The following is a 15,180-nucleotide window of genomic DNA, read 5'->3' on the forward strand; positions in this document are numbered from 1 at the left end:
ACAACGCTTTTTCTTTGCAGAGAGGAAGGGATTCGAACCCTCGATATAGTTACCCATATACTAGCTTTCCAGGCTAGCTCCTTCAACCACTCGGACACCTCTCTATTTTATTTTGGTGTGCAAAGAACACTAAAAAAAATGAATTTTGAAAGTAAAAAATCAATATTATTGCATTTCTCCTCTTAATGAAGTTTCGAACACATTTTTGAACTCATCGTGAGCGATATTTTCGCCCAATAAATACATTAATTTAGTTATCGCTGCTTCAGTAGTTATGTCTTTCCCAGAAATAATTCCTAATTTTTTCATGGTGGTGCTGGTTTCGTATTGTCCCATACTGACACTGCCAATCGCACATTGCGTAACATTTACAATATGCAATCCTCTGGTTATGGCATCATGCAAAAGCGATAGAAACCAATCCTCTGTAGGTGCATTTCCTGCACCGTAGGTTTCTAGTACAATTCCTTTTAAACTTTTTATATTTAAAACCGCAGAAAGCACTGTTTCACTTATTCCGGGAAACATTTTGATGATAGCCACATTATTGTCTAATTGAGTATGCACTTTTAAGGGAACTTCATCATTTGAAGGCAAAAATGATTCCAAATTAATTTTTAAATGTACTCCCGACTCTACCAAAAAAGGATAATTGGGCGAAATAAATGCTCTAAAATGTTCTGCATTTATCTTGGTCGTTCTGTTTCCGCGGTATAGTTTATATTCAAAATAAAGGCAAACTTCCTTAATCAAAGGTTGGCTGTTTTCTTGTAATGAAGCAATTTGAATCGCCGTAATTAAGTTCTCTTTAGCATCGGTTCTTAAATCTCCAATAGGTAATTGAGATCCTGTAAAAATCACAGGTTTCGAAAGATTTTCGAGCATAAAACTCAATGCGGATGCCGAATATGACATCGTATCCGATCCATGAAGCACTACAAAACCATCAAATTTGGTGTAATTATCCTCAATAGTTCCAGCAATTTCCGCCCAATATTCAGGGTTCATGTTTGATGAATCAATTGGATTTTCGAAAGAAAAGGTATCTATCTCACAATCCAATAATTTTAATTCGGGAATATTATGAAGGAGCTTGCTAAAATTAAAAGCTTTAAGAGCTCCTGTTTCAAAATCTTTTCTCATACCGATGGTTCCACCAGTATAAATCAAAAGAATTTTAGATTTAGAGTTCATCGACATATTTTAATTTATTGACAACGGGATTGGCATACATATCCAAAAAGCCTTGTTTGGCCACTGGGTGTTCATGATCGATTCGCATTTCTAATCGTCGCTCAAAAAGTAATTTTTCGTTTTCAGTATACAAATGAGAAAATCGATTGGAGCAATTCAAAATATCATAGGCAATAAAATTGGTCGTCCATAATTTGTAATTGCTCAAAATAGAGTTGTCAATTACTTGCGCCAACGCTTGAACTTGTTTGTTGGTAGTATCTACATTTTTGATAATCTCATCAATTTCAGTATCCAGAACATCACCAATGTGTATGTGTATTCTTTTCTTTTGGCCAATAATACCACTCAACAAAGTCTTGAAATCTTCATTTTTTTCTTTAATGTAAATTTCATTATTTGCTTCAGCCAACAATTGCGGCATTTTTAAAGCATCTGTAGGGTCATATTCATAGGAAATAGAAACTGGAACAATTTTAATTTTCTTAAAATAATCCATTATATTCGGCTCATCAGATCCCATGGCAATCATTTTTAAAACTCCCGGATTGGTTTCGTCATTTCCGTCTTTGGTCCTTCCTTCGCGTTGCGCAATCCAAACCGAGCGGTTTTCGTGTAACAACAGTTGGGCCATATATTCGGATAGTAATTTAGAACTCACCAACAATTCTCTTGGAGATAATCCGCGTAATACTAAAAAATTTCTATTGAGTTTTGCTAAAGTTTTTAAGAACGATTTTTTGACCAAATTATCACCAATAGCAGATGATGTCATATCCAAACCATGCTCAAACAAAGATGAGTTCAGTAAAGTTGTATCCAAAACAATATCTCGATGATTGGAGATAAAAAGATAAGCTGTATTTTTTTCTAATTTCTCAAAACCAGATGTTGTTAAACCCTCCGAGCTTTTTTCGAGTACCTGTTGCACTCCATAATAAATAAAGTTGCATTGAAAATCGCGAATAGAATGTGTTTTTCGAAGTTGTTCTTTCCAAATTTCATCATCTACTCCAGGAAAACAAAAGTTCATCAAAGCTTTCATCATCGGATGATCAATAACCTTTATTATTCCTTCGTTTATTTCGGAATCATAAAAAGACCGAATCGCGTCAAATTTATTCATTTTGGATATCAATTTAGTTGGACAAAAGAACAAAAAAAATATTAAAGTTAAGGAAAATAGAGATTAAATACCGAAAATTTTTGCAGAATTATCAGTTGTTATCATTGCAATCTCATTTACAGAAAGACCATAAATTTGAGCCATTTTATCAGCAACATTTACTATATAGCTACTTTCGTTGCGTTTACCTCGATATGGAATCGGAGCCAAATAAGGCGAATCCGTTTCCAGGACAATATGTTTTAAATCAATTTTATTCAAAAACTGATCTATTTTTCCGTTCTTAAAAGTAACGACGCCACCAATTCCTAACTTCATATTAAAAGATATCGCTTGCAAAGCCTGTTCATAAGTACCAGAAAAACAATGAAAAATTCCAAACAACTCCGGTGATTTCTCCTCATCCAAAATTTCAAATATTTCATCAAAAGCTTCTCTACAATGAATTACAATAGGCAATTTGTATTGTTTTGCTAACTGAATTTGTTTTCTAAAAGCTATTTGTTGCTCGACCAAATGTGTTTTATCCCAATACAAATCAATCCCAATTTCGCCAATAGCCACAAACTTTCTTTTGGCCAATTCGGTTTCTAAATGTTGCAATTCCTCTAGATAATTATCTTTTACATAAGTAGGGTGCAAACCCATCATCAAGAATACATTGTTGGGATAATCGCGTTCCAAATCATACATGCTTTGCGTACAAGAAGAGTCTATTGCAGGAACAAAAAAACGGGTTACACCATTATCAATGGCGCGTTGCATCATTTCGTCTCTATCCATATCAAACTCTTCTGAATATAAATGGGTGTGAGTATCGGTAAGTATTGTTTTTGTTTCCAAGTCTAAAGTTTAAGGCCACAAAATTACTCGAAAAAACGGGCTTTACAAAAAAGGAATTACTCAAAGATTTTTTCACGAAGATTCACAAAGAAAAAAAAGATTCGCAAAGATTTTAATATCTCAGCGAATCTTTAAAAATAAACTTTGCGAATCTTCGTGTAATCCTCTGCGAATCTTCACGAAAGAACCATTATAAAATATTAATCCAAATCATTCAACAACGCATCAACCTGATCATTTCCTTCATAATCTTCAGGAATGGTCAATAGTAGTTCTTTACATGATTTATAATCTTTCAGTTTTAATTTACTCAAAGCCAAGCTCCAAATTGCCTTGTTTTTATAAATCGAATTCCCTGTTTTCAGGGCATTAAAAACTATTTCTGCATCAACCACCCTATTTTCCTCCAGCAAAGCCACTCCATAAAAATACTGAATCTCGGCACTTTTATCCGTTTTCAGAATAGTCTCAAAAAGCGGAATCGCCGTTTTATATTGTTTGGCGTTAAAAGCATCCTGCGCCAATTTTAAATTAGCATCTGCATCCCCTCGTTCCGTAAAAAATGCCATTTCAGGCTGATTGTAATCTTCAAAAGTAGGATTCGAATGCTGATTCAAAAAGAACAATCCAAACAAAACCGCAACCGATGCCGCCACTCCATAATACCAAGGCTTGAGCGCCATCACTTTAGGTTTAGACTTTTTAAAATGCTTCTTAGAAATCCCTTTCAAATTCTTCTTAAAAGCTAGTAATTCATCGGCTTGCCCAAATTTGTTTTCCAAATGAAGCTGCAACTCTTTATAGGTTGCAAAAGCCATAGCCAAATCAGGCTGATCTTCTAATTGTTGCTCAAAAGTCATTTTATCTTCAACAGTCATTTCGCCTTGAAGATATTCATCAAATTCCAAAAAGTGTTCTTCGTTCATGGCTAGGTATTTTTTATAGATTTAAAGCGATTGGTTTCTTGAATCCACTGCGTCAATTGACCAATGCAAAGCGATTTTTTCTTACGAACATATCCGTAAGTTACTGATAATTTCTCAGCAACTTCCTCCATCGATGGAAGCGTAAAACTTAGCTTCAGCAATTCTTGGCATTTATCGCCAAGTTTCTCAAACATCATGTCATATAACTGTTGCTTCTCGTCATAATGCTCGGTTTGCAAAACCATCTCATCAGTAGATTCATGTTTAGATGTCAAATCTTCCTTAATTGTTACCCCTTTATTCGATTGTTTTTTTAACTCATTGAGCCACTTTCGTTTACACAACAAAAAAAAGTACGCAACAAAAGGACATGTCAATTTTAGTCGTTCCGCTTTGGCTTGATTGAAGAGTAAAATCATCACTTCCTGAATCACATCCTGCGCTTTGTCTTCATCACCCGAATTGTTCCTTATATAATGCACCACCTTCGGCACAAATTTTTTATAAATCGCATGAATAATCACCGAATCATTATTCGCCAATCCTTCAATATACATTTGATCGGGATGAACAGTCGTTGGAGCCATAAAAAAAAATTTCATCGAAAATACTAAAAAAAGAGCGAAAACCATTGCATAACGCCTTTTATAAATACCAATAATCCCCTGGGCGTAACCCCATTATGAAAAGAGGCCAGCTTTACTTTGCGCTTATTCGGCCTCTTCTCATAATGCGGTCGGGCTATCCGTGCTACTTCGGTAGCTTACTACTATCCCTTACGCAGAGCCGTAAAATCAGATATTTAGAACTAAAATCAAAGCAAGGGGTAACAAATCAAAACCAAAGTTTATATAACAGTATAAATCAATAATTAGAACTTTTTAAAACTTTTAGATTATGGAAAATTTAAAAAAAATAGGAATCACTTTTATCAATACACTTTGGACATTAATTACTCGATGATAAAATAAATAAAAAACAAGGGTAACAAATCAAAACGAAAGTTGATATAAGAATGAAATCAGAATTAAAAAAGAATTTTCAAAAACAAGGGTAACAATATCAAACGGTATTTGATATAAACAAAAGAAACAAACAATTAACAACCAGAATCTGAAACAACCTCTTGAAAATTTTCAAGACAGATTTAAAAAACTTAGAAAACATGAAAACAAATTTTAGAACAATCGCAATTTTAGTAGTAGGAGCAATCACAATGACAAGTTGTACAAACGAGGACACTCCAGAAATTCCAAATGTACCCGCAACAGCAACCGAATTTGCAGCTGTGCGAACAGAAGCTTTGACCAAATTAAAACAAGAATTTACCATTACCGAAGCTTCAGGTTCTGTAACCCTAACTTCAGAAAAAGGAGTTAAATTAATGATCAACAGAGACTACCTTAGAAAAAATGGAGTCGCAGTAACTGGTGCCATTAAGATTGAATATGTAGAGCTATTCGACAAAGGACACATGCTTACCGCCAACAAACCAACCATGGGATTAATGGCAAACGGAGACAAAAATTTACTGATTTCTGGTGGAGAATTCTACATCAAAGCCACCCAAGACGGTGTAGCTCTAGAATCATTAGCCAACATGACCCTTCTTGTCCCAACTTCTTTAACCGATGGCCTAGACACAGCAATGACACTTTGGATAGGTAATACAGAAGACAAAGAAAACCTAGTATGGAGAGGTGCAGCTGATGCCACTGGTGCCAATGGCGGTAAAGGCGGCGTACAAGGAGAAGGCAACAATTATTATGTTTCTTTTGGAAACTTTGGATGGACCAATGTCGATAGATTTTACAGCGATCCAAGACCAAAAACGACCATTCTTGCCGATGCTCCCGAAGGTTACGACAATACCAATAGTGCGATTTATTTGTCTTATGACGGCGAAGGTCAAAACGCTCTTGCAAAATTGGACACCTATACTGCAGCAGGATTATTCAGCGAACACTACGGTCAAATTCCAATTGGACTAGCTTGTCATGTGATTTTTGCTACCGAAGACAACGGACAATGGAGATGGGCAATCAAAGGAGTAACAGTTGCAGCAAATGATGTGTATACCTTCACACTGGCCGAAACAACTGTAGGTTCCGAAGCGCAATTAATAGCCGCAATCAATGCTATTCAATAAGTTACAAAAATAAATAATAAGAAAAAGTGGTGATTTGCTCATCGCTTTTTTTTACATTTAAAAATAATTTGAATTGAAGCTTCATTGAAAAACGTTGCTAAAACTATAATGACTGACCAAAATAACCAAATATGAACAAATCGATAGTACTCTTTTTACTCCTAATTACGTTCCCTTTTTATGGCCAAACCAAAGTAAAAGATACCATTACCCGAAGAGCCAATATCGGATACGATCAAAAAGGAAATTTAGTCACGTACAAGCCCGAAACGCCACCTCTGATTCCTATTGCAGGTGCTCCAAAACCCAGTTATTCCTATTTATGGGAATTGGGCGACGGTCATTACAGCAAAGAGGCCGAACCCAAACATGTTTACAAAAAAAAAGGAACCTATACTGCAAGATTAGCGGTAACCAATAATTACGACAACGGAAAACCTCCTGCCACACGCCCAAAAAAAGTAGTTGTCAACGATATTGAAGACCTCAACTATAAAGACATCGCTTCAATAGCCGATCAAAATGGATTGTCTCTTTTTAAAAATTGTGACCCCATTCCAGACCAAGAAATGCAAGTGGTGGTTAGTTATGAAAATCTTGAAAATTATGTCACCAACGGAAAACTCTATCTTTTTTTCAATGAAAAAGAATTCAAAAGCAACAATTTTGATTTACAGGAAGTAAGAACATACGCTAATGAAAGAACTGTAAAGGAAAACAATGTAGTTTCGGCCGATGATATAGATAATTCAAATCGCTATTTGGCTTCCAATGAACCTTTGACTTTAGCCAAAAAATATAGAGAAACGACCAATGAAACCGACTTGGATTCGACTTTATTAAAAGCAAAAAACACATACAAAGACGTTTCTATTTTAGAAATCGACGATCACAATCCCGGAGAAACCCGAAATGTTTTTTACACTTTCAAAACGACTCCCGAAATGCTCAAAGACACGAGTGCAACGATAACGATGCGTAGCATTTATGTGCCTAATCGAAGTTTTAAAAATCATAAAATAAAAAACCTCGAAATGGAAATCGTCACTTCCCACGATCCCAACAAAATGGGCTCCAACGGAAGCTTTATGAATTATAGATTGGTACGTTATAAAAGAGTCAAATTCAAAACCAGTTTCCAAAATAATGGTGAAGGGCCGGCGAGAAAAATTCAGCTCGAAACCGATATTCCCGATATGTTTGACAAAAAAACTTTGAAAATTGAAAGCATGTATCCCGAATGCCCTATTTGCCCAAAAGGCGAGGCGCCATCAATAAGCTGTTTGGACACCATTGTCAGAAATACTCAAATATTTTTTGTCTTTAGGAACATTTATCTACCCGGAAGCAATCAAAAAAATGTAAAAGAAATTGACAGTACCAAAGGTTTTGTAAAATACTCAATGAAATTCAACGAAGACTTTCACAAAATAAAAACCAAAAGCAGAACGGCTATTATTTTCGACAAAAACGAACCAATTATTACCAATTATGCCACAACAAGATTTACGCCAGGAATTTCTATAGGTGCCAAAGCGGGTTACAATTTATATACTAATTTAGAAAATGCTAAAAGCTATTTTGTGGGCGCAACTGTTTCTCCTTTCAAATCGTATCGCTATTACGGACAAGCTGAATTTTTAAACAGCATAACCTCCTATGATGATGCCACAACAATTACAGATGCAATAGTGCAAACCAATGGCAACGCCCATTTGGAAAGAACCACAAATACAACCGAAAACAAAAATATAAATTGGGAGATTCCGGTTTTGTTTCGATACAACATTTCTACTTATATTGGTGTTGGAGCTGGATTTCAAGCTAATATGAACGTCTCTGAAGAGCAAACACAAAATTTAAAAACGGATGTTTATGAAGGCACTTCTGATAAATTAATTATTAGAACCGATTATACAACAAACACTGTAAAAAATTCGTTTACCAATCTAAAGACTGGATTGTTACTCGATTTTACCGCTGGTTTTGCCAGAATTGGACCGAGTTTAGGAGCGCGATATGTACTTAACTTTGATGGCGATTTTAATTATTTCCAATTTTATGGAATTTGGAAGTTTTAGTTTAGCAAAATCCGCTTGTTTTGTTAAATACTTTTTTCGAAACGAAGTGAAACAATATCTTATGTTAAAAATTACCTTAGGTTTTTTACTTTTTGCCTCTTTGGCTGTTTTCGGTCAAAAAATTCAAACTCAAGAAGACAAGACCTATGAGGCAATTGACTATTTTATAGCTAATCCGTCACTTTCTGGATTAGAAAATCTAAATGCGATTGAAACCAAGATCTGGAAAAACCAAGATCAAAAATCAAAGAATGAATTGCTTTCTATCGTTGTCTTAAACTGCAACAAAGCCTATTTCGAAAACAAATTTGGAAAAGCCAACCAAGCCATTACCAGTTATGAAAAAGCCTGGAAGATATACCAAACTTACCGACTCACCGATTATGACATTGTTGAATATTGCCTAAAACCTTTGGGTAATCTCTACACGATAATAGGTGATTATGACAATGCGGAAAACACCATCAAACACTATTATTTTATTGCCAATCTAGAAAAAAACGAAAGCACCAAAGCAGCTGCAATCCTCAATTTGTCGAATGTGTATCAAAGTTCCGGCAAGAGTACCCTAGCCATTGATTTGTTGGAAAACACCTTAAAAACAACAAAACTTTCTTCAATTCAAAAGGGAAATTTATTGAATAATTTGGGCAATAATTATTTGCTAAGCGTCAAAGAATTATCCTTCAATCCAAAAATATATTATAGAGCAGAAGAGAGCTATGAAAGAGCCATTCAGTTATTAAAAAACGAAAAAAATCAATCCGATGCTTTATCCAATTGCTATCGAAACTTAGCTTCCCTTAATGGACAAATAAATAATTTTGAAAAAGCAAACAACTATTTCGAAAAAGCAAAAATACTTTTTTTTACATCCAAAAATCATAGCGTTCGCGACATTGCAAAATTACATTATGATGAAGCGCTATTGTTTTACGAACAAAGAAAAATACCTCAGGCACTTCAATCCATTCAGTTGGTTTATCAAACCTTAATTCCTTTATACAAGGGTCAAAAAAGAAACATTCCGCAACAAAATTCCTTGTATGCAGAAACCGTTTTAATCGATGCACTGGATTTACAAGCTGATATTTACAACTTTCAAAACCAGTCCAAAAAAGCCCTAGAAATATACAAACTGTGTTTTCCTATCGAAGAGTTAATAAGTAATTTATTGCTCTATGAAAATTCTAAAATTATCAATCAGATGCGGATGTGCAATCGCACCGAAAAATGCATTACGATCTACAATGAATTATATTTAAAAGAAAATAAAATCAGTTACATCGAACAGGCTTTTCAGCTAGCAGAAAAAACCAAATCGGCTGTTTTAAAAAGTGAACTTTCAAAAAACAGCAGCGCCTCAAAAAAAGAAAAACAAAAGATTGAGGAATTGCAATTTTGGAACAATGAAATCCTGAAAGAGCAACAAAAAGGAGCATTAGCTAATATATACAAAATAAATAAAGCCATTAAAAAGCAAAATGAAACGATGCTTTTGCTAAAAGAACTTCAAACTAAAAACAAAATTTTTGAAGAAAAACCCATTGATCTAAATACGTTATATTCCAAACTCGAATCAGATGATGCTTTGATGGTTTACTATTTTTCGGGCTATGACAAAATGTATTACTTTACTTTGGGTAGCACACAAAATCCAAAAATAATATTGAATTCATTTAGTAATAATGCGCATTACTCTGTTTATTTTTGGCAATTCATTGCCTATTTTAATGATGCCGATGCTATTACTAATAATATAAAAGGATACAATCATTTTGGGAAAATAGCCTACGATAAGTTACACTTACCTCAAAATACCTCCTTTAAAAACCTAATTATTATTCCGGATGGTGTTCTAGACTTTCTGCCTTTTGAAGCCTTGATTACCAAAGAAACCAACACCACCAATTTTGAAAAAATGCATTATTTGCTGCATGATTTCAATATTGCTTACAACAATTCGGCTAGTTTTTATTTGAATGCCAAACCCTTTTCTCCAAAAGAAAAAACGGTCTTAGGTATTTTTCCTGTTTTTGAAAAAACCAATTACACCTTGACCTACTCCAAAAGAGAATTACAATCCATCAAAACTAGTTTTAAAGGGCATTTTTTTGAAAATGATTCTGCCTCATTTCAAAATTTCAAAAATAATGCCTCGGCTTATTCCATTCTGCATTTATCGACCCACGCGACTGCTGGCGATATAGAAACTCCCGCCAGTATTAAATTCTATGATCGAGAAGTATTGTATTCTGAACTCTACCATCTAAACATCAACCCCAATCTGGTTGTATTAAGTGCTTGCGAAACGGGAATTGGCAAACTTTACAAATCCGAAGGGGCAATGAGCGTTGCTAGAGGTTTTCAATTTGCGGGAGCTCAAAATTTATTGTTTTCCTTATGGAAAGTAAATGACTATACCACAGCTGTTTTTATGGGTGATTTCTATAAATATATCAAACAAAATGACTCTTATTTTGAAGCCAATACCAAAGCCAAACTTGCTTTTTTGAAAAACAAAAACATCTCAAATGCCAAAAAATCCCCCTATTATTGGGCCGCATTCGTATATTATGGCAGTCTGGAAAACAAAGAAAAAAACAACTATTGGCTAATGGGATTTGTAATTATCACTTTATTAATTGTTGGTTTCTCATTATGCAAACTCATTGCTAAAAGAGTAAAAAAAGATAAATTTAAATACAAAGACAAATAGTGTCATAACTAACACTATTTTTACCTTGCAAAAAAGCCATTCCTAACATGAAAAACTTACACGAAAAACTAAAGAAGGTAGATTATAAAAAAGTGAAGTTTAAAATTACCAAAACACAACACCTTTTAATCAAAGCAACCATCAATGGTGTAAAGGGGAATTTTATACTGGACACGGGTGCCTCCAACAGTTGTGTGGGATTTGAAAGTATTGAACATTTTGCATTGGAAGCCAAGAAGTCCAAAACCAAAGCTTCGGGCGCGGGAGCTAACGGCATGTTGACCCAAATATCTTCTAACAACCAATTGCAATTGGGCAAATGGAAAAACAACAAGCTTGCCCTTGTTATCTTCGATTTATTCCATGTCAATGAGGCTTTGAGTCAACACAAAGTAAAACCCGTGCACGGCATCATTGGCGCCGATGTTTTAATGAAAGGCAAAGGGATAATTGATTACTTTAATCATTGTTTGTATTTGAAGTAGCATATTTTTTTAATGAAAAATAGGCAACAATACCACTAATCATCATCAAGAAACCACCCAGTATAAAAGGCATTCCTGCAAATTGCAGCGGTGCACCTTTATGTGTAAAATAATAAAAAAGACCTGACATCACTGGTGGTCCGACAATGGTTGCCGCACTCATTAAACTCGCAATTGTACCTTGAATTTCGCCTTGTTCGGTTGGCAAAACATGACTTGTAATAATAGCCCGCAATGATGGGCCAGCGATTCCTGCAAGACAATATGGAATTAGAAAGAGAAACATCATCCAGCTTTCTGAAGCAAAAGCAAACAAAAACATTCCTATAGTATATAATACCATTCCAATATAAATACTCTTTTCATTTCCTAGCTTTCGACTAGTCCAGCGTATCAGTCCTCCTTGAACCAGACTTACTAAAATTCCAACAACACCTAGTGAAATTCCGACCATTTTTTCGTCCCAACTGAATTTATACATTGTAAAATAACTCCAATTGCTTTCGACCGCATGTGATGCAACAAAAATTAGAAACAAAGCGATTAATAATCTATATAAAGAAGGGTATTTCTTTAAATTCAAAAAGGCACCAATCGGATTGGCTCTTTTTAAATTTACTGGTCTCCTGTTTTCTTTTGATAATGATTCAGGCAAAATAAAATAACCGTACAAGAAATTTAGCATGCACAAAACTGCTGCCGCATAAAACGGAATTCTAGATCCGTAATGTCCCAAAACACCTCCTACAACGGGTCCAATTATAAATCCTAAACCAAAAGCCACCCCAATCATACCGAAGTTTTTGGCTCTATTTTCTGGTGTACTCACATCGGCTATATACGCCGACGCTGTTGAAATACTTGCTCCTGTTAATCCTGCAATTATTCTTCCTACAAACAACCAAGTAATCGTTGGCGCAAATGCTAGTAAAATATAATCCAGTGAAAAAGCAAAAAGTGAAATTAGGATTATGGGTCTTCTCCCAAATTTATCACTCAAATTACCAATTAAAGGGGCAAACATAAATTGAGTTATCGCATACGCAAATGTCAGCCAGCCACCATATTTAGCTGCTTCACTAACATCTCCATGTATTAATTCCTTAATCAATTTTGGAATAACCGGAATAATAATTCCCCAACCCGTAATATCGATTAACATTGTGATGAAGATAAAGCCGATAGCTGCCTGTTTTTTATTTGATGCCATAAATAGTATTAGTTAGTGGGGCAAATAAACAAAAAATCCGTTTAGATAACTATGCTTGATTTTGTATTTTTATAAAGAACAAAAATCTTTGCTTAATTTTATAGTAAATATTACGCTTAAAAGGCCTGTTTTTAACTCCCATAAACAATCATAGTCAACATAAAAAACAAACATGCAAAACCAAAGTGGGGCGAATAAAAATTAAAATTTATAATCACCAAAACTAAGGATTTCGACCTCATCATTATTAATTTATAATATGCAACTGAAGCCTTAAATCATTATAAAATAAAAACCATTACCAACATTATTGCTCCGATATTATAATGGAAGACTAAAGAGCTATGATAATTTAATGTATGGTTGTATTTGATATAAATTCTTGCTAAAATTTAATATATTTGTTTATGAATAATGACTTTAACATATATCTATGAAGAAAATTTTACTTTCCTTGCTTCTCTTGACGTCTCTTACTTTTTACTCCCAAGTTGCCAACATGGTTCAATGTGCTGGAGACACAAATTTTAATTTAACTAATCAATATACAGCATTAATTAGTAATCTTAACCCTGCGGAGACAACATTAAGTTACTATATTACACTTGACGACGCTACTAATGGAACTAATGCAATTTCAAATCCAACTAATTTTGTGAGCGGCATAGCATCCCAAATCATCTACGCACGAATCGATCATCTTGGAACTATTACAACGAATTATTTTAATTTGATTGTGAATCCCAGTTTAATAACCGCACATTCTGATGAACAACCATATAATTGTTATAATAATGGATCTGCGAAAGTTGAAGTTTTATCTGGTGGCACACCTCCTTATTTTTATTCAATCGATAATGGCCCATTTACAACCAATAATATTTTTACGAGCTTATACCCAGGTGAATATGTTATAACTACTAAAGATGCCGTGGGCTGTTCAGTTGCTTTTACTCATGTTTTATATCCAGTAAATTCTATATCAGTAAACACAAATGTTGTAAATAATTATTGTTACGGTCAAAAGGAAGGATCAATCGAAATAATTGCTTCTGGCGGAGCTGGTTCCTATAAATATTCTTTAAAAAACAAAAAATCTGGCGTAATCCTTGCGAACAATCAATCTCAAAATACTTTCAGTAAATTGCCTGCAGGTTTATACATCGTAACAGTTTCAGACGTTATTGGCTGTACATCATCAGAACATCAAATTGAAATTTTTGAACCTGATCCTATTTTATTAAATACCACAACAACTACGGCTACCTGTGTTAATAATAAAGCAACTTTAACTGTTTCAGCAATTGGAGGTACAACCCCATATCAATATTCAATTGACAATGGCATTACTTTTACTAGTAATAATGTATTTTCTAGTTTAGTTCCTGGAACTTATGCAATAGTTGTGCGAGACGTTAATAATTGTATGTCTTCAGTTGCAGCTACTGTAACTCCAGTAAGTTATCCGACAATAGTAGCAGTTGTTTCTAATGTAACTTGTAATGGAGCCAATAATGGTTCAATAGAAGTCTCAACAATTGGAGGACAAACTCCCTATCAATATTCATTAAATGGTAGTACCTATCAAACTAGTAATAATTTCAACAACTTATATACTGGAGTACATACTATACAAGTAATCGATTTCAACGGTTGCACTTCAATCATATCAATAGTACTAAAAGAACCAGCACCACTATCAGCAACTGTAACTACCAATAACCAAACCATCATCATTACCGCAACTGGCGGATCAGGCACATATCAATATGCTATTTATCCTAATTTGAATCAATTTTTTGTTGAAAATACATTTGCAAATTTAACTCCTGGGAACTATATAATAATTGTTCAAGATCTAAACGGCTGTGATGTAATAACATCCCAAATCACAATCAATCCGCCAGCTCCGTTTATAAATGGCAGTACTACTGTCAATCAAAACTTTACGCAGGGACAAACCCTTGCAGACTTAGTGATTCCAGGCGAAAACATTAAATGGTACAGCACTCCAAAAGCACCAACAAATAAGTTGAAGAAAGCAACAGAAGCTTCATTACCATTATCAACTCTTTTGGTAGACAATACTACCTACTATGCGTCCCAAACCATAAACGGTATTGAAAGCACCGAAAGACTGGCGGTGACAGTAAAACTAGGAGCTTTGGGAACCAATGATTTTGCTATCAAAAATTTTAGATACTATCCTAATCCGGTAAAAAATCTTCTAGCGATTTCGAATACTTCCATTATTGATGAAGTCAATTTAATCTCTATAAAAGGAGAGACGCTGTTAACTAAGAAAATAAACAGCCTGCACTATGAAATTGATTTATCCAATTTCTCTAAAGGGGTTTATTTTCTAAAAGTAAAAGCCGAAGGAACAGAAAAAATAGTGAAGCTTATAAAAGAGTAACCATAATTTCTATTAACAAAAAATTCGTCTC

At 34.4% G+C, this 15,180-nt stretch carries 11 protein-coding genes and 1 tRNA gene; 5 read left to right on the top strand and 7 right to left on the bottom strand.

Annotation, left to right across the window (positions count from 1 at the left end):
- Positions 1-17: 17 nt before the first annotated feature.
- From OLM57_RS02965 to OLM57_RS02990, 6 genes are all read right to left on the bottom strand, one after another.
- Positions 18-104: transfer RNA gene (locus tag OLM57_RS02965), tRNA-Ser, on the bottom strand.
- Positions 105-165: 61 nt separating this feature from the next.
- A complete protein-coding gene (locus OLM57_RS02970; RefSeq protein WP_264565752.1) occupies positions 166-1,194 on the bottom strand; it encodes an asparaginase in 1,029 nt (342 codons plus the stop codon).
- Positions 1,184-2,320, bottom strand: a complete 1,137-nt coding sequence (locus OLM57_RS02975) for a 1-acyl-sn-glycerol-3-phosphate acyltransferase (protein ID WP_264565753.1) — start codon at positions 2,318-2,320, stop codon at positions 1,184-1,186. The genes OLM57_RS02970 and OLM57_RS02975 overlap by 11 nt, the downstream gene beginning before the upstream one ends.
- A gap of 63 nt (positions 2,321-2,383) precedes the next feature.
- Entirely contained in the window at positions 2,384-3,163 is a 780-nt protein-coding gene (locus tag OLM57_RS02980) for a TatD family hydrolase (RefSeq protein ID WP_264565754.1), read from the bottom strand.
- A gap of 200 nt (positions 3,164-3,363) precedes the next feature.
- Positions 3,364-4,089: a tetratricopeptide repeat protein gene (locus OLM57_RS02985; RefSeq protein WP_264565755.1), complete on the bottom strand. Its 726-nt coding sequence runs from the start codon at positions 4,087-4,089 to the stop codon at positions 3,364-3,366.
- Positions 4,090-4,091: 2 nt separating this feature from the next.
- Positions 4,092-4,676, bottom strand: a complete 585-nt coding sequence (locus tag OLM57_RS02990; protein ID WP_264565756.1) for an RNA polymerase sigma factor — start codon at positions 4,674-4,676, stop codon at positions 4,092-4,094.
- A gap of 578 nt (positions 4,677-5,254) precedes the next feature.
- Here OLM57_RS02990 and OLM57_RS02995 point away from each other — a divergent pair.
- The 4 genes from OLM57_RS02995 (at position 5,255) to OLM57_RS03010 (ending at position 11,523) form a co-directional block, all read left to right on the top strand.
- A complete protein-coding gene (locus OLM57_RS02995) occupies positions 5,255-6,238 on the top strand; it encodes a hypothetical protein (protein ID WP_264565757.1) in 984 nt (327 codons plus the stop codon).
- 131 nt (positions 6,239-6,369) lie between these two features.
- Positions 6,370-8,319, top strand: coding sequence for a PKD domain-containing protein (locus OLM57_RS03000; protein WP_264565758.1), 1,950 nt, complete (start codon positions 6,370-6,372; stop codon positions 8,317-8,319).
- Between the two features lie 61 nt (positions 8,320-8,380).
- The gene (locus tag OLM57_RS03005; RefSeq protein ID WP_264565759.1) at positions 8,381-11,038 is read left to right on the top strand and encodes a CHAT domain-containing protein; all 2,658 of its coding nucleotides are present in this window, start codon (positions 8,381-8,383) and stop codon (positions 11,036-11,038) included.
- 47 nt (positions 11,039-11,085) lie between these two features.
- Positions 11,086-11,523 carry a retropepsin-like aspartic protease gene (locus OLM57_RS03010; RefSeq protein ID WP_264565760.1) on the top strand — a complete coding sequence of 146 codons (438 nt, stop codon included), beginning with the start codon at positions 11,086-11,088 and terminating at the stop codon, positions 11,521-11,523.
- Here the strand turns inward: OLM57_RS03010 and OLM57_RS03015 are convergent.
- Positions 11,498-12,733, bottom strand: a complete 1,236-nt coding sequence (locus OLM57_RS03015) for a TCR/Tet family MFS transporter (protein WP_264565761.1) — start codon at positions 12,731-12,733, stop codon at positions 11,498-11,500. The two genes, OLM57_RS03010 and OLM57_RS03015, sit on opposite strands and share 26 nt — an antisense overlap.
- A 433-nt stretch (positions 12,734-13,166) precedes the next feature.
- Here OLM57_RS03015 and OLM57_RS03020 point away from each other — a divergent pair, with 433 nt between their 5' ends.
- Positions 13,167-15,149 (top strand): T9SS type A sorting domain-containing protein, encoded by a 1,983-nt coding sequence (locus OLM57_RS03020; RefSeq protein WP_264565762.1) that lies wholly within the window; start codon positions 13,167-13,169, stop codon positions 15,147-15,149.
- Positions 15,150-15,180 lie beyond the last annotated feature (31 nt).

Origin of the sequence: Flavobacterium sp. N3904, assembly GCF_025947305.1 — a bacterium.
Lineage (GTDB): Bacteria > Bacteroidota > Bacteroidia > Flavobacteriales > Flavobacteriaceae > Flavobacterium.

Bases quoted from the DNA above. Each gene is read 5' to 3' on its own strand.
- OLM57_RS02970 (WP_264565752.1), bottom strand. From the start codon at position 1,194: ATGAACTCTAAATCTAAAATTCTTTTGATTTATACTGGTGGAACCATC.
- OLM57_RS02975 (WP_264565753.1), bottom strand. From the start codon at position 2,320: ATGAATAAATTTGACGCGATTCGGTCTTTTTATGATTCCGAAATAAAC.
- OLM57_RS02985 (WP_264565755.1), bottom strand. From the start codon at position 4,089: ATGAACGAAGAACACTTTTTGGAATTTGATGAATATCTTCAAGGCGAA.
- OLM57_RS02990 (WP_264565756.1), bottom strand. From the start codon at position 4,676: ATGGCTCCAACGACTGTTCATCCCGATCAAATGTATATTGAAGGATTG.
- OLM57_RS02995 (WP_264565757.1), top strand. From the start codon at position 5,255: ATGAAAACAAATTTTAGAACAATCGCAATTTTAGTAGTAGGAGCAATC.
- OLM57_RS03000 (WP_264565758.1), top strand. From the start codon at position 6,370: ATGAACAAATCGATAGTACTCTTTTTACTCCTAATTACGTTCCCTTTT.
- OLM57_RS03005 (WP_264565759.1), top strand. From the start codon at position 8,381: ATGTTAAAAATTACCTTAGGTTTTTTACTTTTTGCCTCTTTGGCTGTT.
- OLM57_RS03010 (WP_264565760.1), top strand. From the start codon at position 11,086: ATGAAAAACTTACACGAAAAACTAAAGAAGGTAGATTATAAAAAAGTG.
- OLM57_RS03015 (WP_264565761.1), bottom strand. From the start codon at position 12,733: ATGGCATCAAATAAAAAACAGGCAGCTATCGGCTTTATCTTCATCACA.
- OLM57_RS03020 (WP_264565762.1), top strand. From the start codon at position 13,167: ATGAAGAAAATTTTACTTTCCTTGCTTCTCTTGACGTCTCTTACTTTT.